The 20,542-nt window shown below is 67.2% G+C and carries 15 protein-coding genes and 2 tRNA genes; 4 read left to right on the top strand and 13 right to left on the bottom strand.

Annotated features, from left to right (window positions below; translation table 11 throughout):
• The 4 genes from D7Y13_RS19655 to dnaK all read right to left on the bottom strand — a co-directional run.
• The coding region (locus D7Y13_RS19655) for an AAA family ATPase (RefSeq protein ID WP_158626160.1) at positions 1-1,321 on the bottom strand (1,321 nt) is incomplete at its 3' end.
• A 51-nt stretch (positions 1,322-1,372) separates the two neighbouring features.
• Positions 1,373-1,780: a thiol-disulfide oxidoreductase DCC family protein gene (locus D7Y13_RS19650; protein ID WP_120532646.1), complete on the bottom strand. Its 408-nt coding sequence runs from the start codon at positions 1,778-1,780 to the stop codon at positions 1,373-1,375.
• 36 nt (positions 1,781-1,816) lie between these two features.
• Positions 1,817-2,677, bottom strand: a complete 861-nt coding sequence (locus D7Y13_RS19645; protein WP_120583992.1) for a hypothetical protein — start codon at positions 2,675-2,677, stop codon at positions 1,817-1,819.
• Between the two features lie 235 nt (positions 2,678-2,912).
• On the bottom strand, positions 2,913-4,826 hold the full coding sequence (gene dnaK / locus D7Y13_RS19640) for a molecular chaperone DnaK (RefSeq protein WP_120532654.1): 1,914 nt from the start codon (positions 4,824-4,826) through the stop codon (positions 2,913-2,915).
• Between the two features lie 417 nt (positions 4,827-5,243).
• Here dnaK and D7Y13_RS19635 point away from each other — a divergent pair, with 417 nt between their 5' ends.
• Complete coding sequence (locus D7Y13_RS19635; RefSeq protein WP_120532644.1) at positions 5,244-6,332, top strand: diacylglycerol/lipid kinase family protein; 1,089 nt, start codon at positions 5,244-5,246, stop codon at positions 6,330-6,332.
• A gap of 63 nt (positions 6,333-6,395) precedes the next feature.
• On the opposite strand, the gene D7Y13_RS19630 is transcribed toward D7Y13_RS19635, so the two are convergent.
• The 5 genes from D7Y13_RS19630 to greB all read right to left on the bottom strand — a co-directional run bounded on the left by D7Y13_RS19630 (position 6,396) and on the right by greB (position 10,651).
• The gene (locus tag D7Y13_RS19630) at positions 6,396-7,157 is read right to left on the bottom strand and encodes an SAM-dependent methyltransferase (protein WP_120583993.1); all 762 of its coding nucleotides are present in this window, start codon (positions 7,155-7,157) and stop codon (positions 6,396-6,398) included.
• Between the two features lie 88 nt (positions 7,158-7,245).
• A complete protein-coding gene (locus D7Y13_RS19625; protein ID WP_120532642.1) occupies positions 7,246-7,563 on the bottom strand; it encodes an HP0495 family protein in 318 nt (105 codons plus the stop codon).
• A gap of 30 nt (positions 7,564-7,593) precedes the next feature.
• A complete protein-coding gene (locus D7Y13_RS19620; RefSeq protein ID WP_120532641.1) occupies positions 7,594-8,913 on the bottom strand; it encodes a PhoH family protein in 1,320 nt (439 codons plus the stop codon).
• A gap of 196 nt (positions 8,914-9,109) precedes the next feature.
• Positions 9,110-10,105 (bottom strand): deacetylase, encoded by a 996-nt coding sequence (locus D7Y13_RS19615; protein ID WP_233595598.1) that lies wholly within the window; start codon positions 10,103-10,105, stop codon positions 9,110-9,112.
• 9 nt (positions 10,106-10,114) lie between these two features.
• Positions 10,115-10,651 carry a transcription elongation factor GreB gene (gene greB, locus D7Y13_RS19610; protein ID WP_120532640.1) on the bottom strand — a complete coding sequence of 179 codons (537 nt, stop codon included), beginning with the start codon at positions 10,649-10,651 and terminating at the stop codon, positions 10,115-10,117.
• Positions 10,652-10,836: 185 nt separating this feature from the next.
• On the opposite strand from greB, the gene D7Y13_RS19605 reads away from it, so the two are divergent.
• From D7Y13_RS19605 to D7Y13_RS45265, 3 genes are all read left to right on the top strand, one after another.
• Positions 10,837-10,909, top strand: a tRNA-Lys gene (locus D7Y13_RS19605).
• Positions 10,910-10,933: 24 nt separating this feature from the next.
• Positions 10,934-11,006, top strand: a tRNA-Glu gene (locus tag D7Y13_RS19600).
• 146 nt (positions 11,007-11,152) lie between these two features.
• Positions 11,153-15,247, top strand: a complete 4,095-nt coding sequence (locus tag D7Y13_RS45265) for an NACHT domain-containing protein (RefSeq protein WP_147444317.1) — start codon at positions 11,153-11,155, stop codon at positions 15,245-15,247.
• A gap of 294 nt (positions 15,248-15,541) precedes the next feature.
• Here the strand turns inward: D7Y13_RS45265 and D7Y13_RS19595 are convergent, their stop codons facing one another.
• The 4 genes from D7Y13_RS19595 to D7Y13_RS19580 all read right to left on the bottom strand — a co-directional run.
• Complete coding sequence (locus D7Y13_RS19595) at positions 15,542-15,739, bottom strand: hypothetical protein (RefSeq protein WP_120583994.1); 198 nt, start codon at positions 15,737-15,739, stop codon at positions 15,542-15,544.
• Positions 15,740-16,132: 393 nt separating this feature from the next.
• Positions 16,133-18,211, bottom strand: a complete 2,079-nt coding sequence (locus D7Y13_RS19590; RefSeq protein WP_120583995.1) for a sodium-translocating pyrophosphatase — start codon at positions 18,209-18,211, stop codon at positions 16,133-16,135.
• Positions 18,212-18,505: 294 nt separating this feature from the next.
• On the bottom strand, positions 18,506-19,264 hold the full coding sequence (locus tag D7Y13_RS19585; RefSeq protein WP_120583996.1) for a 2OG-Fe(II) oxygenase: 759 nt from the start codon (positions 19,262-19,264) through the stop codon (positions 18,506-18,508).
• Positions 19,265-19,364: 100 nt separating this feature from the next.
• A partial coding sequence (locus tag D7Y13_RS19580) for a WD40 repeat domain-containing protein (RefSeq protein WP_208734474.1) occupies positions 19,365-20,542 on the bottom strand: 1,178 nt, incomplete at its 5' end.

The following is a 20,542-nucleotide window of genomic DNA, read 5'->3' as shown; positions in this document are numbered from 1 at the left end:
CCCCCTGCCCCGCCATGCCCCGCGACAGCCGCTGCTCCAGCGCCGCCACCAGCGCGCGCGCCGCCACCAGCAGCGGGGCGCGGTTCTGACCGTGGCGCGGCCCCGGCACCAGCTTGCCCAGCACGCCGCGCGCGGTGCTGGACACCACGCCCGCCTGCCAGTTGCGGCTCAGCGCCTCGGCGGCCGTGACATCGTCGGCGGCCGCGAGCGTCGTCGCCTCGCGCTCCACGCCTCCGCCCAGCTCCTGGCGCACCTTGCCCAGCACCTCGTCGAAGGTGCGCTGCTCCAGCCGGACGATCTCCAACTGCGCCCGTTCGCGCGGATCCACCGCCGCCTTGAGCAGCGCGTCCGCCTCCGCCGCGGGCGGGCCGCCGAGCAGGAAGAACCAGCGCAGCGCGTCCAGGTCCTCCACCGTCGCTTCGAGCGGCCGGTCCGGGCGGCGGTAGATCTGATCGCGCACCACCGCCGCCTTCAGCGTCCACAGCGCCTTCACCACCGAGCGCTGGGAGAAGTACTTCGTGGGCACGTAGTCCGGCAGCTTCGACACCTGGGCCACCAGCGAACGCTCCAGCGCGTCCGTCAGCATCTCCACGCCTTCGAGCACGTTGCCGGGCACCTTCACCTGCGCCACCGCGTCCTGCAGCAGGTCCAACTGCTGCAGCGTCAGCGTGGCGTGCAGGTCCGGCCGCGTGCCGTGCACGAAGCGGTGCAGCATCGCGGCGCGGCTCTCCCGCCGGGCGAAGGCCTTGGGCACGAAGCAGATGAAGCTCAGCCGGTCCGCGAACGCCAGCAGCAGCTCCGGCGAGCGCGCGAGCACCTCCGTGAGGTAGCGGTTGCTCGTCATCACGACGCACTCGGTGCGTCCGGCCGTCACCTTGCGGCCATGCTTCAGCTCCCGCTCGTACATCACGTTGAGGATGGAGCGCAGCAGCATGTCCCGGCCGTCGAAGACCTCGTCCAGGAACGCGTGCACCGAGCCCAGCATGCCCTCGTCGGTGAGGTACTCCGTGCGCCCCGTCTCCGTGAGGACCTTGAAGTCCACCGGCCCGATGAGGTCCGTCTGCAGGGTGGACTCGGCGATCTGCTTGGAGAACAGCGAGGGCAGTCCCGACGTCTCGTCGGTGATGCGCCCCAGGACGGCGCTGGCCACCGCGCTCTTGGCCGTCCCGGGAGGCCCTACCACCAGCACGTGCTCACGGCACAGCAGCGCCAGTTCGATCTGCGTGAAGAGCGTCTCCCGCTCCAGGTACGTCTCCCGAAGCTCCCCGAAGAAGCGACGAAAGGACTGGGCGGCCTGCAGGTAGGGAGGAGGCGAGGTCACGGAGGGCCAGAGGAGAGCGGGGAAGGCCGCATGCTACCCGCCCCCCTTCCCCTATTTGAAGTGCACCGCGCAGGCCCCGTCGGGGCAATTGCGACCCGCGATGCGGAAGCGGTAGCGGGCCACCATCCCATAGACCGCATCCGCCAGGTGGCGCAGGCCCGGCACGTAGTACACGTAGAGCAGCCGGCCCAGCGGGCGTCGCCCCATGGCCCGGACGATGGCCTCCGCCCCCTCCAACACCCGGCCATCCGCCTGGATGAGCTGCATGGCCTTCTCACACCGCTCGGCGGTGACGCCCGGGAAGGCATCCAGGACGCCTTCGTCGCGGAACGAGAGCAGCTTCGTGCCCTGGCTGCCCACCAGCTTCTGCATCTCCCTGGCGGCTCCGCTGCAGATGCGGCAGTGGCTGTCGTAGAGGACCACGTCATGTCCCGGCGGCGTTGTCTGGAGCGTCGTCACGCGTCACCTCCCCACGGGCGTTGCCTGCCTTCTATGCTAGCGGGCCTTGAGCATTTCATGCAGCTGGCCATGAACGCTGCGCCAGATGTCGTGCTGTCGTTCAATGGGATCCATCAGCGCCAGGCCCACCGACGTCGCCGGAGAGCTGCCCTGGAAGGCTGAATACTGTCGGATGCGCGTGCCCCCGGTGCCGTCGTCGTCGAAGATGAAACGGTTGGTGCCGCGCAACGGGTGGCCATCCAGCGTGGTGATGTGGACGGTGCGCTGTTCCGCATCGAGCTTCACGGTGATGGGCGCCCACACCGGCGGCGGTCCCTGCTCTTCAAGGAACAGCCGGGCGCCGTCCGTCAGCGCGCTCGCCGCCGGCCGGAGGAAGATGCCCGCCGCGCCGAAGAGCAGCTCCGGGTGGCCCACGAAGGCCGCGTAGGCCTCCTTCGCGGACACGCCTGGAATGGTGCTGGTGTAGTCCGTCAGCGAAGTGGGCGCGCCCGCGATGGGCGGGCTCGGCTCCAGGTGCCCCAGGTGCTTGCGCGCGTAGGCGTCCATCGCCGTGCCCACGTCCAGCGTCACGCTGACCGCCGCCGCCTGCGTCTGTTCCAGGAGCAGCGCCCCCTGCTTCACCTGTTCCTTCAAGGAGCCGGTGGGCCGGGGCGGAAAAGCGCCCCCCACGCCGAAGTCGAAGCCGTTGTCCTCCCGCGCCCGGGGAGCCACCTGGGAGGCCCGAGCAGAAGGCGCGGCCGGCACGCCACCACCCCGGAACACCTCCACGGAATTGGCCGGAGCCACGGACGGTGGACGGAAGGCGGACGGAGGACTCGCGGACGCGGGGCCCGGCGGGACTTCGGCTGCGGTGAGCTCAGGGAGGACGCCGGACACCAGGGACTCGATACGGGACATGGCAGGACACCTTCAAAGGACCGCGAGGAACCCGCCCGCCCCTTGCAGCGCCTCCGCCACCCCGAGCCCGCGTGAAATCGCGGGGTTGTCCCGGCACCACATCCTGCGTCCGGCACCACCGTCCACCGCCCCGGAGGGAACCCGGGGGGCCCAAAAAAGCAGGGCCGGCGCCCCTCGTCGGAGCCCCGGCCCTGGCGTTCAGTTCCCGCCGCGCGGCGGCGGGGACCTCACGGATTTACGACTGGCGGAACTCGGCATCCACCACGTCGTCCTTCGCGGCCGGCTGGGCGCTGGAGCCCGGCGCGGCGTTCGGCTCGCCACCCGGAGGAGGCGTGGCACCCGGCGCGCCGCCGGTGGCGCGGTACATCTCCTCCGCGGCCTTGAAGCTGGCCTGCTGGAGCTTGTCCAGGGCCGCCTTGATGGCGTCCTTGTCCTGCCCCTCGCGGACCGCGTTCAGCTCCGCGACACCGTCCTCGATGGCCTTCGCCACGTCGGGGGTGAGCTTGTCCTTGTTCTCCTTGACCATCTTCTCCGCGGCGTAGGCCTGGCTCTCCGCCTGGTTCTTCACCTCGATGAGCTCGCGGCGCGCCTTGTCCGCGGACTCGTTGGCCCGGGCGTCGGTGACCATCTTCTCCACTTCGTCCTTCGACAGACCGGACGAGTGGCTGATGGTGACCTTCGTCTCCTTGCCCGTCGCCTTGTCCTTGGCGTTGACGTTGAGGATGCCGTTCGCGTCGATGTCGAACGTCACTTCAATCTGCGGCACGCCGCGCGGCGCCGGAGGCATGCCCGTCAGGTGGAAGCGGCCGAGGCTGCGGTTGTCGCCCGCCATCTCGCGCTCACCCTGCAGCACGTGGATCTCCACCTGCGTCTGACCGTCCGCCGCCGTGGAGAAGGTCTCCGACTTGCGCGTGGGGATGGTCGTGTTGCGCTCGATGAGCTTCGTCATCACGCCGCCCAACGTCTCCACGCCCAGCGACAGCGGCGTCACGTCCAGCAGGAGGATGTCCTTCACCTCGCCGGAGAGCACGCCGGCCTGCACCGCGGCGCCCACGGCCACGACCTCGTCCGGGTTCACCGTGCGGTTCGGCTCCTTGCCGAACAGCCGCTTCACGGCCTCCTGCACCATCGGAATGCGCGTGGAACCGCCCACGAGCACGACCTCGTTGAGGTCCTTCGGGTCCAGGCCCGAGTCTTTCAGGCACTTGCGGCACGGCTCCAGCGAACGCTCGACCAGATCGCTGATCATCTGCTCGAACTTGGCGCGCGTGAGCTTCACGTTCAGGTGCTTGGGACCTGAGGCGTCCGCCGTGAGGAACGGCAGGTTGATGTCCGTCTGCATCGCGCTGGACAGCTCGATCTTCGCCTTCTCCGCCGCCTCCTTCAGGCGCTGGAGGACCATCTTGTCCTTGCTGACGTCCAGCCCGGTGTCCTTCTTGAACTCGCTGATCAGCCAGTCCATGATCCGCAGGTCGATGTTGTCGCCGCCCAGGTGCGTGTCGCCATTGGTGGCCAACACGTCCACGACGTTCTCGCCCACTTCCAGGATGGACACGTCGAAGGTGCCGCCGCCGAAGTCGTAGACGGCGATCTTCTCATCCTTCTTCTTGTCCATGCCGTACGCGAGCGCGGCCGCGGTGGGCTCGTTCACGATGCGGCGCACCGTGAGGCCGGCGATCTCACCCGCGTCCTTGGTGGCCTGGCGCTGGGCGTCGTTGAAGTACGCCGGGACGGTGATGACCGCCTCCGTCACCTTCTCACCCAGGTAGTTCTCCGCGGCGCGCTTGAGCTTCAAGAGCACCTGCGCGCTGATCTCCGGCGCGCTGTACTGCTTGCCGCTGATGTCCACGCGCGCATCGCCGTTGGGACCCCGGGCCACCTTGTAGGGGACGAGCTTCGCCTCCTCGGTGGTCTCCTCGTACCGGCGGCCCATGAAGCGCTTCACCGAGTAGATGGTCTGCTCCGGGTTGGTGATGGCTTGACGCTTCGCCACCTGACCGACCAGGCGCTCCCCATCCTTCGTGAACGCGACCACGGACGGCGTCGTGGGGGTACCCTCTTCGTTGACGATGACCTTGGGCTCGCGACCCTCCATGATCGCCACCACGCTGTTCGTGGTGCCCAGGTCGATTCCGATAATCTTGCCCACGGTTCCCATCCTCCGGAAATGACTGCGTTTTTCCTGCGAAATCCCGATGTATGCCCAACGTAACCACCCCCCCTGTCGTGTCAAACGCAAGGGCGGGTTTCCCCGTGGGACCGGGTACCCAGCGCAAAGGTGATGACGCCCCCTGCGTAGCGCAGTGCGCAGGCAAAGACGGGGGCCCTGTCACCTGCCCGCCATCCGCTCGCCATCCACCCGCCATGGGTGCGTAACGCGCTCTACACCGCCGTCACCCGGCGGTAGCAACCGAGCGTCCACATTGGCCACCAGCAAACCGTGCAACCCCTTGAAACTCCAGTGAGCACATTGACTGACGCCCCGCGTCAGTCGTTGGCGAGAAAAGTGCACAGTCCCAACCGCGTCATCGCTGTCATGCCTGCCCCCCTCCCCCTGGAGTCGTCCATGCTGGTCCAGCCCCTTCGTTCCACGGACTTCCGCCGCTCCCCGTCGGCGCTTCCGTCCGCTGAACCGAAGGTCGCGGTCATGCTGAACGCGAACGCCCGCAAGGTGGACGCCCGGGTGGTCAAGCTGCTGTCGCACGTGGTGCCGGAGGAGGACCTCTTCCTGTCGCGCTCTCCGTTGGATGCGCGCCGCATCGCGCAGACGGTGCTGGAGCGGGGCTACCCCACGGTGTTCACCGGCGGCGGCGACGGTACCTTCATGGGCTTCGTCAATGAGGTGCTGCAGCAGGTGGGCCCGCGCGGGAAGTTCGCCGGCCAGGCCGCGCCGCGCTTCGGCATCCTCAAGCTGGGCACGGGCAACGGCATCGCGGCGTTCGTCAACGCCTCCAGCACCCGGGGCGACGGCATCCTCAACGACGTGGTGCGGGCGCGCGCGGCGGAGTTCCCCAGCGTGCGCACCATGGACCTGGTGCAGGTGGACGGCCAGCGCGCGCCCTTCGCGGGGCTGGGCGTGGATGGCAAGGTGCTCAACGACTACATCTCCGTGAAGGAGACGCTGGGCAAGGGCATGTTCAAGCGGGTCATGTCCGGCGGTGGCGGCTACTTCTCCGCGGTGGCCTTCAAGACGGTGCCGCACTACCTCACCAGCTCCGTGCTGGTGGAGTGCGAAGTCGTGAACGGCGCGTCGGAGGCATACCGTCTGGGCGCGGAGGGCCAGGAGGTGGGCGGCCCCATCGCGCCGGGCGCCGTGCTCTTCCGGGGCAAGCTGATGATGGCCGCCGCGGGCACCATGCCCTTCTACGGCTACGGCTTCCGCATGTTCCCCTACGCCAATGATCGCCGGGGCTTCATGCAGCTGCGCCTGGGCCAGGTGTCGCCCACGCAGGTGCTGGCCAACCTGCCCCGCCTCTGGAATGGCCGCTGGGCCCCGGAAGGACTGCACGACTTCCACGCGAAGGACGTCACCATCCGCTTCGCGCGCCCCATGCCCTTCCAGGTCGGCGGCGACGCGGCGGGCTACCGCGAGCAGCTCACGCTGTCGGTGGCCTCCGAGTCCATCGAGCTGCTCGACTTCAACGGCGTGCAGTAGCGCTGCTGGGACGGGGCCCGTTCTCACGGGCCCTCCGGCCGATCCCTCCGTCAGGACCGGCGGTCAGCCCCGGTCGCGCGACGCGGGGGGCTTCTCTCCCGGTTCCTTGCGACGGCCCACCGCGAACGCGTAGCTGACGCCTGGCTTCTGGTTGTGGTCCTGGTGCAGCGCCAGCTCCTCGCGGAAGGCGGCGCTCTCCGGCGACGCGCCTTCGGGCAGGTGCGCTTCCATGTCGCGGTAGAGCGCGTCCAGCTCCGTGTCGTGCAGCGACTCCACGGACTCCGGCTCGTAGCCGGCGCCTTCCAGCGCCTGGAGCAATTCGCGCGGCAGCAGCAGCGGCGCGCCGAGGCGCTTCTCCCAGAAGTCCAGCACGGGCTTCGGCGTGAAGCGGCCCACGCGCGCCGGGAAGGTGAAGCCCACGCGGCCGCGCTTGCCCAGGAGCGCGCGGAACACGCGCAGCGACACGTCCAGCGGATACTGCACGCGCCCCGGCACGAGGATGCCGTGGAAGGGTCCGTCCAGCATGCCCAGCGCATCCGGCGCCACGCGGCGGACCTCGATGCGATCCGACAGGCCCTGAGAGCGCACGCGCTCGCGCACGGGGGACACCAGGGCCTCGTCGGTGTCCACGGCCACCACGGAGCAGCGCAGCTCCTGGGCCAGCAGCACGGCCGCGCCGCCTTCCGGACCACAGCCGAGCACGAGCACGCGCGAGCCCGGGTCGAGCTGGGCCACCTTGGCGAAGCGGCGCGTGGCGTCGTCGGAGCCGAACGCGCGCTGCGCACCCGGCGGGTGGTACAGCGGGAATGACTCGGCGGGACTCATGCCCCCCTCATATACGCAGCCCGGCCGGACTTCCAGCCACCGCACGCCGCGTTTCCCACCCTGGAATGGAGCCCGCGCGGCGCCTGCCTCACAGGTAGTAGACGATGCGGGGATCCTCGTGCAGCGCTTCGTAGATGGCGCGGCGCTGCTCCTCGGACAGCAGGAACACCGCCACGCTCAGGGAGATGTAGTTGCCCTTGCTGCTGGGCTGCTCCCGGATGGAGTCCGGGGACACCTCCGTCCCCATCTTCCGCTTGAAGAGCTGGCGCACGTGCTCGGCGAAACCGAGCGCCGAGTCGTCCGTCAACTTGCCCATCACCTTGAACTCGTAGGTCGTGGGGTACTCGATGAGGGGCTTCTTCTCCTCACCGGGGGCCGAGGGCTTGTTGGAGCCGTCCTGGGTCATGACATCTCTCGCGCTGGGGCTTCGGGTGCCTCACAGCAGGTTGGCCGACAGCTCGGCCAGCATGCTGCGCTCGCCCTTGGCCATGGTGATGTGGCCGGCGATCTTCTCGTTCTTGAAGCGATTGACCACGTGCACGAGCCCGTTGTTGGTCGAATCCACGTACGGGTTGTCGATCTGGAACGGGTCGCCGGTGAGGATGATCTTCGTGTTGTCGCCCACGCGGGTGAGGATGGTCTTCACCTCGTGGGGGGTGAGGTTCTGCGCCTCGTCCACGATGATGAACTGGTTGGGGATGCTGCGTCCACGAATGTACGTGAGCGGTTCGATCTCCATCAGCCCCAGGTCCATCAGTTCGTGGTGGCCGCGCCCGGCCTTCTTGTCCGCGCGGCTCAGGTTCATGAGGAACTCCACGTTGTCGAAGATGGGCTGCATCCAGGGATTCAGCTTCTCCTCGACGCTGCCCGGCAGGTAGCCGATGTCCCGGCCCAGGGGGAAGATGGGCCGGCTGACCAGCAGCTTGTGGTACAGCCCCTCCTCCGTCACCTTCTGCAGGCCCGCGGCGATGGCGAGCAGCGTCTTGCCCGTGCCCGCCTTGCCCACGATGGTCACGAGCTTGATCTCATCGTTGAGCAGCAGGTCCAGGCAGAACGCCTGCTCCATGTTGCGCGGACGGATGCCCCAGGTGCCTTCCTTGCTCTGGCGCGCGAGCGGCACGAGCCGCGCCTTGGCCGCGTTGAAGCGCGCCATCGCCGTATGGGACGGGTTGAGTTCGTCCTTGAGCAACACCAACTGGTTGGGGAAGAGCCGGTCCTGCTGCGGAATCTCCGCCTCGCCGCCGGGCTTGTAGAGCTGATCCACCAGCTCCTTGGGCGCGAGCAGCTCGGTGAAGCCCGTGTAGAGGTCGGTGATCTCCACGCGCTCGGTGTCGAAGTCCTGGGCGGACAGGCCCAGGGCGTCGGCGCGGATGCGCAGGTTGGTGTCCTTGGTGATGAAGACGGCCTGGGTCTCCGGCTCCTTCTCCATCAGGTCCAGGGCCACCGCGAGGATGCGGTTGTCCACCAGGTTGCTGTCCACCATGGACGACGGCAGCGCGCGGTCGGTGAAGCTCACGCGCAGCATCCCGCCGTGCGGCAGCGGGACGCCCTCCTTCAACGAGCCTTCGGCGCGGAAGGAATCCAGGTAGCGCGCCACCAGTCGCGCATTGCGTCCCAGCTCGGAGAGGTCGCGCTTGAAGTTATCGACCTCCTCGATGACGTAGATGGGGATGATGACGTTGTTGTCCTTGAACCCGTAGATGCTGCGGGGGTCATGGAGGAGGACGTTCGTGTCGAGGATGAAGTTCTTTCGCATCGAGGGCTTCGCGACCTGACTTGGTTCGGGTGCGATTGCTGACGGCGAGCGACGGACGTGGACGACTGCTGGTCCCAATATAGGCACCGAACGAGCAGGCACCACCGGCATTCCCGTCCGGGACGACGAAGGGACGTCCAGAAAAGCACGGCCACCGTCCTGGGTGGCCCGGGCGCGACCGTTCCGGGAGACGCTTTCAGACGCCCGCGGTGGACCGCAGGGGCGTTGACGCGCGGTCCGCGTCATCCTGTAACGACGACTCGGGCGACAACGGATCATACCCCAGCAGCTCCACCACCCTTTCGGGCGGGGGGCCGGGAGGCATCCGGGCCCAGGGGAAGCGCGCCTGCAGGGCTTCTTCGTCCAGGGACAGGGGCTGCTTCGCGAGGAAGCGCTGCGCTCCGTGCCAGCCGCGCGTGTCCAGGCGCCGCGACAGCCGCCGGGACAGGGGGCTGATCATCGCGGAGGGGGCAAAGAGGGCGGGCTGTCCCTGCGCGTCCCGCATGCAGCCCAGCTCCACGGCCCACGCCAGCAGCCAGCGCGGCCAGCCCCGCCCGGCGCGGCGCAGGGCGCTGAAGCGTCCCTGGGCGGCGCCGTCCACGAAGGCGTAGCGCGGGTCGTAGACGCACGCCGCGGAGAACGTCGCGGGCATCAGCGCCACGGCCTCCGCGCCAATGCGGCGGGCCATGAGGTGCAGCAGCTCCAGGATGTCGCGCGACAGGGAGAGTCCCGGGTGGAGCTGTCCGGGCAGGGGCGGACGGTTCCAGTCAAAGGGGCGTCCGGGGTGCTGCAAGAGGAGGCTGTCCACGTAGAGCAGCGGGGCCTCCGCGGCCGCGTGGGTGAAGCCCACCTCCGCGCCCGTGGCCCGGCGCAGGGACAGGTCCACGACGGGCGTGTGGTAGCGGCGGCTCCAGAAGGTGAGGCGCGGCTGGAAGGGGTCCTGGCAGGACAGGCGCAGCTCGAAGGGGCCCACCCGCTCCTCCAGCCGCTGGGTGAAACCATAGGCGGCCAGGGCGCGCTCAAGGCCCTCGCGGCTGTAGGTGCCGAACGCCAGGGCCACGCGGTCGCCACCGGACTCCAGGCCCAGGTCGTCCAGGGACAGGGACTCCTCCCCGACGGAGGACAGGTCCAGGCCGTTCAGGCGCGAGTACGTGCGGCGCAACTGCGGGCTGATCTGTGGTGTCCGGGGCATGGGGGCGTCCTAGTCGTAGCGAATGTCCACCAGGGTGAGCTCAATCTCCCCCCGGGGGCGCCGCACCTCCACGGTGTCACCCGGGGACTTGCGCAGGAGCGCCCGGCCCATGGGTGATTCGACGCTGATGCGGCCTCCGGTGGCGTCGATCTCATCCGAGCCGACAATCTGATACGTGAGCCGTGTTCCGCCCTCGTCCTCCAGGGTCACCGTGGCCCCGAAGTACACTTTCGTGCGGTCCCCCTGTTCCGAAGGGGTGACGATGGTGGCGGTGTCCAGACGTTTGGACAGGAACCGGATGCGCCGGTCGATCTCCCGCAGGCGCTTCTTGCCGTAGATGTATTCGGCGTTTTCTGAACGGTCGCCCTGGGCGGCGGCAGCGGACACCTCCGCGGTGACCTTGGGGCGGGCCTCGTTGAGGAGCTGGAGCAGCTCCTTGTGCATGCGCTCGGCCCCTGCCCGGGTGAGGTAGCGGCGCAGCGGTGCCTGCTCCCCCTCCTCTTCGTCCTCGGGGGCATCGGGCGGGTCGGGAACTTCCTGGGCCATGCTCCTGTGTATAGCCCTGGACGCTGACAGCCGGAGGCCGCTGGCCGGGCGGATGTTCACCCGGGGGCGGGAAGCGGCTTGTCAGGTCGCGGGGGCTGCGATCGCCAGTGGAAGTCCCGGGGCGCTGCTGGTAGGAAGCGCCTCGCGACAGCCGAGCAGTTGGGGGCGGCGAAAAAAAGAATAGCGAGTCGCTAGCTCAGCTGGTAGAGCACCGGCCTTTTAAGCCGAGGGTCGGGGGTTCGAGCCCCCCGCGACTCAAAGCCGTAGAAGTGCAGTGCAGACGTCCCCGTCGTCTAGAGGCCCAGGACACTGGCCTTTCAAGCCGGCGACACGGGTTCGAATCCCGTCGGGGACACAGTAGGGAGCGGGGTTGGACGGATAAAACCGTCCAACCCCGCTTTTTTTATTACGCGAGGGGGTCGTCGTCACGAGCCTCAGGGTGGCGCTCGCTAGAAAAAGTGTGCTCTGCCAGCCCAGGTTCCGTACCCAGACCTGAGAACAATGCACCGGAAAGCACAGCTTCGGCGAAATGACCAATACGGTGTTCTCGTTGCCGCCGAGCGATGTGCTCGGCTGATCGACGCGTACGAGTTCGGATCCTCAGGGCCAGAAGAACTCCGACAAGAGGATGCCCGGTTTCCCTACTGGGACGACTTCTCGGAACTCTGGCGCGACGGCGCGCTGCATGGCTGGCAGGTGAAGCGCCAGCGCGCCCCACTTCCTGCCGAGGTACTGGCCGAGCAACTCCGCTCACTTCAAGATTCACGACTAACCCGAGCACATCTGGCACTGCCCTCACTCGTCCAGATACAGCAAGTGGGATCGCTGGCACATCTGGAAGAGCTTTGCGAAGCCCTACGGGAACCCGGGTTTCACCTGGACGCTTTCCTGGAGCACCTGAACGCGCCCCAGCTGCGCTGGCTGGAGTGGACCAGTAAGCAGCTCGGATTGACCCGTCCTCAAGACACCATTGCTGTACTTGGACGTCTGGAGATACACGCGCTTGGGAATGAGCGGACGTTGCGGGAGGCCGCGTTGTTGCGACTTCGGCAGTTTGATGATCCCCAAGCCGTGCTCGATGGAATCATCAGTTACTTGAGCTCCCATCCAGGTGAATCCATCGCGGTTCGCTACGAGGTATTGGAGCAAGAAGTCCTACAAGGACGCTCCCGCCGTTCTGTCTCGCGCCCAGGGGCGGCTCACCTGCGCACAGAGTATCTTCGCGCGGTGACCCAGGAGTTTGCGTCGCTTTCTCCACTCGGTGCCACTGACGAAAATCTGGCGGAATGGCCACGGATACAGGACGTCTACGTAATGTCTGCCTTGCGCACGGCGTCGCGCCATGAACGGCCCGATCCTGTGTTGGATCCGTTACGTAAGGAACTCCTTTCACAAGAGCTCACCCATCCATCCCTTGAACGGGAGCCAACGCACCGCAACCTTGGCCTTCATCCCCAGGTTGTGGAGCTTCTAGACTGGCTGAGGACCCCTTCACGCCTCGCAACCCATCCGATTTTTGGAGTGGAAGGCGAGGTAGGCTCCGGCAAGAGCATGCTGCTGGCATACTTGCGGAACCTATTGGCGGAGGAAGCCCAACATCGTTTCGATGCGCCAATACCAGTACTGCTGGTGGCTTCCGATCTCGCGACAGGCAGCATTGAAGAAGCCTTTCTCCGCCGGGCACCTGGATTCCGCGATACGCGAGTGCTCACTCCTTCTTCCGCCGGTTGCATCTATCTCGTGGATGGGCTCGACGAGGTGGAACCTTGCCTTGCGTCAACGATTGCACACCGCCTGCGCGAATTGGCCCAGCACCAGGGCACGGCCGCGTTGGTCTTGGCCGGTCGCCCATCCCGCCCCCTCGCATTTCCCTCGCAAGCAATCATCCTTCGCCTCACGCCCTGGAGCCGAACCCAGGTGGAAATGTTCCTGGAGCGTTGGCGCAGGGCCGCCCCTGAGCAGGTAGCTGCGCTGGAGTCCATTCGCCGCTTCGAGGCGCTGCTCCCACTTCTGTCTCATCCGCTCACAGCAACCTTCTGCCTCGTCCTCGCCAGCCAGGATCCGGGGGCATTGAGAAGTCGCGCAGCGCTTTTCCGCGGTATCACCGCGCAATTGTTCCAGGGCTGGGTTCGGACACGTGAGGGTCAGTCTCAAGTTCCGCCGTCCTGGGCGGAGATGTCTCCCACTTTCGAGCGGCTTGCCCTGGAAATGTTGCGCGAAGGTACCGGGAGCCTGTCCCATCGGAGGCTCCGGCAGCAGTTGGGCAAGTTCGCTCCGAATCGTGAAGAGGAGTGGCTGGACCTTGCCCACCGAAAGTTTGGCCTTCTGGTGCGACAGGAGAATGGGACGTCCCGCTTCGTCTTGCGCGGCATCGCCGAGCACCTGGGCGGAGCCGCGCTGTATTCCCAAGGCGATGCGGCAATCTTGTCGGTGGCAAGCAAGCGATGGGCAGAAGAGCCTGTTCGCCATGCCATTGGGCTGTCTGCGGAACTCGACTCCCCTGAGCACGCGCTCAGCCTGATCTCGCGACTACTACCCGAGGGGCCGAATCTGGCCCATGACAACCTCCGGGCACTAATGGTCGCGGCTCGGGCAGCATTGGATCTGGGCGAGAATGCCTCACCTCTCGCGGACAGGCTGGCCCAGGCGTTGGTTCCGCTCCTTGATCGAGAAGATTCCACCTGGATTCCCGCGCTTGTAGCGAGCGTCATACACGAGATGGCTCGACTTGAGGGACCGTGTTGGCGAGCCATGCTGAGGCACTTGAGAGAGCCTCTTGCAACCAGCATCTGGGACCATTCACATGCAACCCATGGAACACAGGACTGGCGCCATTGGGAGCATGTTCTCAAACACAGCAACCCGACGATTCGACTGGCAGCGCTAGAACAACTGGCCACGTGGGTTCATGAACCGAGCGTGCAGCAAGTCCTCGTCCTTCAGTTGTTTGACGCAGGAATGCACTTCGACCGCTGGATTCCCATTCAAAGCGGACTGATTCTCCGGAAGGCACCGCGCGACGATCCGTTCACTCAGCATTGGCTCGTGCCAATGTTGGCGTCTATTGCCCGCGCGGAATGGCAACTCCCTTCCGGCGGCGCCGCACTCGCACTACTTCCAAGCGAGGCGGATCCTGAACTGTTGGCCCGGTGTTTCCGCTCTCTCGGTCGACTCAACATCGCCATCCCCAGTGCATTGGCTCAGCTCGCCGAATCTGAAGCAGGACGCGTCGCCTTGGAGAGAACGTGGCCAGAGTGGAAGGAGGCCAGGCCATGGGAACCAAGCACCCAGCGTCCTCAGCGGATCATGGGCCCGCGGACAAACTCACCGCCACTAACTCGCCGCCGAGATGTCATCCAGGCCATGGCTCCGGCTCTTGCGCGAATGAGCACGATGGAGCTGACGGAACTCAAGATCAACCTTTCGGAAATTCTGCCTGTCCTCTGCGAATATGCCATGGACAAACCAGAGCCTTTGCTCAAGGCGCTAGTACCTCGCTGGCCTTCCGGCCTTCGGGCACAAGATCAACGTCTGGTTGGTAAAGCAGCAGTGAAGCACTCGGCCATCAGGCAAGCTCTATTGAGTTCCTGGCGAGAGGAAAAACGAGGGACTCTCAGCTCATTTCATGGAGACGCCCTTGAGCCCCTCATCGAGAATGGAGACATGGAGGCGGCGCGGCTCTATGCCCAATGGCTGCCTCTCTCCCATTGGATTCGGAGCGCGAGCGGAAGTGGAATGAATGTCCCATCTGCGATTGTTCTACGCCATCCAGAAATCCGTCCAGTGGCGGAGACATTGGCACTCACGTACATCCAGAACGCCACGAAGCTCTACGATGGCGCCGACGGGAAAAAATCCCGGGCCTGGAGTTCCGTTTGCGGATCTGTTCTTCACTCCTTACGTCCCGCCTGGGAGAACAACGCCGAAATCGCGACTCTTCTTCATGAATTGAGCACGGCGGAGGATTTCGAGGCCATTCAACCTGCGCTGCTCGCATATCCCCAGCCCCCTTTCCCTGACTGGCTTCAGCCTGCGGTTCGACGGCGTCTTGAGCAAATGCAGGACGTGCCTGGATGGCAGGAAGAACGACAGGTCGCCGCCTATATCCGATGGGCTGAGCAGGCAGGATGTGCGGAAATACTCCGTCCCTTCTTGGAGCGATTGCGCCAATCGGCCCCCAAGGCGCGCTACGTTGTAGCATCTGCTCTTGTGAATCTCCTTGAACCCCAGGAGCGGGAGGACCTCGCGTCCACCATCGCAACAGAGTGGCCCTCCGGCTGGGAGTGGCACTATGACAGGGAGGAGATCTTGGGTCGGCTTGTCATGGCCGCTCCGAGTGCATGGTTCGCCCGATTGCGCGAACTGGCGCGGCAAAGCGCATTCTGGATGGGTGTCCAAGGGCTTCCAGTCATTAGTATCGCAAAGGGACTGTTGACCTCGGGGCTTCGACCTGAAGAGCGACAGGAATTGTTCTCGATCCTCAAGACGATCAGTCCTGAGCATCCCTGGACGGGAGAGCAGCCCTTCTCGATAAAGTCTCAACGTCCCGCAGATGCTCTTGCAGAGTTAGAATATGAAGTGGGCGGATCTGATTGATTCGCGTAAGGCGTCTCTGAATCCTACAACTGGAGTTCGGAAGAGACCGCAGTCGCCCTCTTGAAGGAACAGGAGACGGTGGAGCGAGACGTCCCTTGCAGCAGCCATCCGTCACTCGCCCCAGGGGGGCCGGAGCCCGGCGGATTGAACCGGGTTCACGCGACCGCCGGAGAGGGGCTGCGGCGCTCCCATCTCCATGGGAGCACGCGCCCCGCCGGCGGCCTGCCAGCACGCCTGCGGAGGGGCCGCTGCCAGGGCCTGGGTGCGTGCAGGTATGGAGCCCGAGCAGCCGAGTCAGAGGGCCGGCTGCTCCCTCGGCATCTGGGCCTCCACCTGGCGCTGGAGGGTCTGCAACCGATCGAGCCGCTCCCTCAACTCGCCGCGCAGGTCGCGGTGGTCGGTGTGGAGGACCTCGTCGTGCAGCGAGTCGATACTTTCAGCCAGGCAGGCATGGAGGAGGTGGAATTGCTGCTGGGAGAGCTCCAGAACCATGGGACACCTCTCTGTCAGCGGCTCAGCGGCAACGCTCCCTCCCTCACACCCGAGGGAGCGAGCGTGCGCGTCAGGGCCACAGGGGGCGGATGCAGCTGCTCCTGGTGCCTGGCGCGCAGACGGTCGCGGAACACCATGAAGTGTAAGCACGCGCTCACCGACTGCCCCAGGGCCCGGCCTGCCAGGGTGTTGGGTGTCCTACATCCACGGCTCAAGCGGCTGAGGGGTCGCACGTCCGTCCGGTGCATACCGCCACCGGTCAGGTTCCGTCCCGCTCCGCATCCAGCCCGAAATCCGGGGCACCGCTCGGCCTCCTGGGAGGCCGAGGGGTGCGAGCTGCCATTCGCGGTTGCGGCGCCTCGGATTCAGAGGCGCCGCCACCGCGAGCACTGACTACCGGAGCGCGATGAGCGAAGCCACGAGCAGCGAGACGACGCTCATGACCTTGATGAGGATGGCGACGCCAGGACCGGACGTGTCCTTGAACGGGTCGCCCACCATGTCGCCGACGACGGCGGCCTTGTGGACCGCCGAGCCCTTCGCGTGGCCCGGCAGCTTGCCCTTCTCGATGTACTTCTTGGCGTTGTCCCACGCGCCACCCGCGTTGGCCATGTAGAGGGCCATGGTGGCACCGACGACGAGCGCGCCGGCCAGCAGGCCCGCGAGCGCCGAGGGCCCCAGCACGTAGCCCACCAGCGGCGGCGCGACGATGGCGACGAGGCCCGGGAAGATCATCTCGCGCAGCGCGCTCTTGGTCGCGATGTCGACGATCTTCTTGGGGTCCGGATCCGCCTTGAGCTCCATCAGGCCCGGAATCTCACGGAACTGACGGCCGATCTCTTCAACGATGGCGCCGGCGGCGCGACCCACGGCGAGCATCGTCGAGGCGCCCACCAGGAACGGCAGGATGGAGCCCAGCAGCATGCCCACGATGACGTTCGGGTTGGTCAGCAGCAGGCTCATCTCCGGCAGGCCGGCGGCCAGACGCGTGTGGTTGACCTCCAGGTTGAACGCGGAGAAGAGCGCGATGACGGTGAGCGTCGCCGAGCCGATGGCGAAGCCCTTGCCGATGGCCGCCGTGGTGTTGCCCACCGCGTCCAGCTCGTCGGTGATGGCGCGCACTTCGGGGCCCAGGCCGGACATCTCGGAGATGCCGCCCGCGTTGTCGGAGATGGGGCCGTAGGCGTCCACCGTCATCACGACGGCCGTGCCGCCCAGCATGCCCACCGCCGCCATCGCGATGCCGTACAGGCCGAGCGCCCGGTCCGCGATGTAGGCGACCAGCGCGATGGTGGCCATCGAGATGCCCACGCTCTCCATGCCGACGGCGAGGCCGCGGATGAGGTTGGTGCCCGCGCCCGTGACGGAGGCCTCCGCGATGCGCTTCACCGGCGTGGACGACGTGTAGTAGTCCGTGACGAGGCCGATGATGGCACCGCCGAAGGCGCCCGCGGCCAGCGCCACCGTGATGGCCTGGGACAGGCCGAACACATTCATCATCACGAACGACAGGCCCACCAGGATGACGGGGGGCATGATGAGCGCGCTGCGCAGGACCTGCGCGGGGTTCATGTGCTTGAGCGCACGCGCGATGAAGATGCTCAGCAGGCTGACGATCAGGCCCACCGCGGACAGCACGAGCGGGAGCACCACGCCGGCCACCCGCCCGAGCCCCGTCGCCGAGGGGTCCACCACGAGGCGGGAGAGGTCCGACGCGCTCGCGGTCAGCGCGATCGCCATCGCGGCGACGAGCGCCGCCACCATGGACTCGTAGATGTCCGCGCCCATGCCGGCCACGTCGCCGACGTTGTCGCCCACGTTGTCCGCGATGACGCCGGGGTTGCGCGGGTCGTCCTCGGGGATGTTCTCGATGACCTTGCCCGCGATGTCGGAGCCGACGTCGGCGGCCTTGGTGTAGATGCCGCCGCCCACGCGCGCGAAGAGCGCGATGGAGCTGGCGCCCACGGCGAAGGAGTGGAGGATGGAGGTCAGGTGCTCACTGCCCTGGAACGCGTAGTAGACGCCGCCCATGCCGATCAGACCCAGGCCGGCGACGGCGAGCCCCATCACCGCGCCGCCATCGAGCGCGACCAGGAGCGCGTTCGGCTTCGAGCCGGTGCGCGCGGCCTGCGCCGTGCGCACGTTCGCGTACGTCGCGGCCTTCATGCCGATGTAGCCCGCGAGCAGCGACAGGAACGCGCCCAGCACGAAGCTCGCGCTCGCGAGCCATCCCAGCGTCAGGCCGATGATCACCGCGACGACCGCGCAGTAGGCGGCGAGCACCTTGTATTCGCGGACGAGGAACGCCATCGCGCCTTCGCGGATGTAGCCCGCGATGCGGTTCATGGTCGCGTCACCTTCCGGGAGACCCTTGACGCGGAAGTAGAAGAACGCAGAGAAGAGCAGCCCCACGGCGCCGACGACGCCCGGTGCGACTGTCCAGAAATTCGACTCGAGACTCGACAACTCCATCCGTTCCTCCAGAGCAGTCGCGGGGGACAGACTTCCCTCCCCCAGCGGGCCGCTCGTGTGCCGCAAAATTTGGTACGGGGCCTATACGTGATTTCAGCGCAAGCTGGGAGCCTCCTCGAACACCGCGGGGGCACCACGCGCTGGGGGCCCCGTCTCCGGGATGTGTCCAACGCCTGCGAGGACCCTGGGCGACAGGCGGGGATGGCAGGACCCGCCCAGTGAACTCAAGTGCCTGGATTCACTCGCGATTCAGCGAAAGACGCGCGCCGTCATCCGTGGCGGTTTCCCTCCCGCTCAGGGACGCGGCGGCGCCCAGATGGCGCTGTGGGGCTCCGGCGCGTCGGGAGATACTTCCGCCGTGTAGAAATAGGCCGCGACCGCGGCCCGCCCCCGCCCCTCGGGACATTCCAGCGCGGAGGGGTGGCCGTGCCAGTGGTCGTCGCCATGGGCCATCACGACCAGCCGGTCGAGGAGCGGCGCGATCCGCGTCTCACACCGGGCGAGGTCGGCGCTCCACAACTCCAGGTCACCGCCCCAGGCGGCCTCCCAGCCGGGGTTCAGGTAGTAGAGGACGGTGAGCCGTCGCGAGAGCGCCCGGAAGCGGTCTCGGTTGAAGTCCGCGTGCAGCGCCAGATGGCCCCCCCGCAGCGTCAAGTGCAGCCCGGCGCCCCGGAAGTGCGGATCCGGGATGAGCCCCTGGACGCCGGTGAGCGTCTCCAGGAAGTCGATGAACGACATGCCGGAGAACTCCGAGAGCAGGTGCCGGAGCGCCCCGGGCACCCCTTCGAACGCCTTGCGCTGGAGCTGCCCCAGCCGCGCCGCCTGTTCCTGGTGATCGCGTCGCTTCCAGCTGGCCTCGGTGGCACCGGGGAAGATCGCGGCCAGTCCGGACGCCAGCCGCTCCCCCAGGAAGCCATCGATGACGACGTGCGGATGCGGCCGCGCGGCGCCGTAGGCATCACGCCGGGCCAACGCGAGCGCGCGGAGCGCCGTCCGGTCGAGGAAGAAGCCAGGCCCCAGCAACGGGCCTTCTTCGAGGGTTGCGACGCTCACCGGACCTCTTCCGCTGGAGTTGCCGACCCTCGATGATGTCATGCGCGCGGATCGCACGCCTCCGAAAACAAGGCCGCTCGCCGCGCCAGGCTCCGGAGCGCTACGGAGAGCACCAGAGGCGCACCGTGCGGTCCGCACCGAGCGTGGCGAGCTGGCCCGTGGAGGAGAAGGCGGCGCCGATGATGGACTCGGGCCACTGCTCCTGCGCGATGGACGTGCCGTGTCCCAGCAACCGCTCGCGGAGGGTGAAGTCGGAGGTCCTCCAGAGCCGCACCTCGGGGCCCATGCCGCCCGTGGCCAGCACGGTGCTGTCGGGGGAGAACACCGCGGCGAAGCTGGACTCGAGGGACGCGCCCTCCCCCGCCGCGGCCTGGAGGCCCAGGACCTCGACCGTGGAGGAGCCGTCGTAGGCCGCGCTCGCGAGCCACCGGCCATCCCGCGAGAAGTCCACGCGAGGACCTCCCCTGGAGAACGCCATCGCGAAGGTGCGGTCCGGGCTGTCCCCGGTGACATCGAGGAGCCGGAGGTCGCCGCGCCCCGACAGGTACGAGAAGGCAGCCACGAAGCGACCGTCCGGGGAGAAGCCGGAGACCCCCGCGCTCACTGCGAAGGTCTTTCGACGCTCGCCCGACGCGAAGTCGCTCACGATGATTTGATCCGCCTCGTGCCGGGCGGCCGTCTTGAAGTCCGGGGACACGGCCTGCACGGAGTCCTGGAGCAGCTGCCCGGAGGCCCGATCATAGAGGCCGCCATTCACGAGCAACCGGCCCAGGTCCGGGCTGAACTGCACGCGCCACGGCTGCGGGATGGCGGGGGCCGCGACAGCGCCCAGGTCCGACGTCCGCCACAGGGCCAGGGCGCCATCCGCGTGGGTCGCCAGGAGCGAACCCTCCGGGGAGAAGGTCACGAACCCCTGCATCTCCGGCCCCAGGGAGACCGTCCGCACGGTGTCCGGGTTCTCGACGGGATGGATGCGGATCTCGTTGCCCCAGGGTCCGCAGAGCTGCCCAGAGCCATTGCACCAGAAGGCGTTCACCCCCAGGTCGACGATGAGTTCGGCGCTGTCCCGGCTGAACGCGAGGCCGCTCACGTAGGACGTCTTCGCCTCACTGAAGCTGTGGACCTTCGTCCAGTCCGCCACCCGGTAGACCGTCACGTCGGGCCCCAGCCCTTCGGCGTAGAGCATGCCGTCCGGGGAGAAGGCGCTCGCGTCGTGGATCATCGAGCCCTCCAGTTCCTTCACCACCGCACCGGTGTCCAGGCGCACCACCACCCCGC

It is taken from the genome of Corallococcus praedator (genome assembly GCF_003612125.1).
GTDB lineage: Bacteria > Myxococcota > Myxococcia > Myxococcales > Myxococcaceae > Corallococcus > Corallococcus praedator.
The sequence above is the reverse complement of the archived record's forward strand: the minus strand, read 5'-3'. Positions and strand labels throughout refer to the sequence as shown.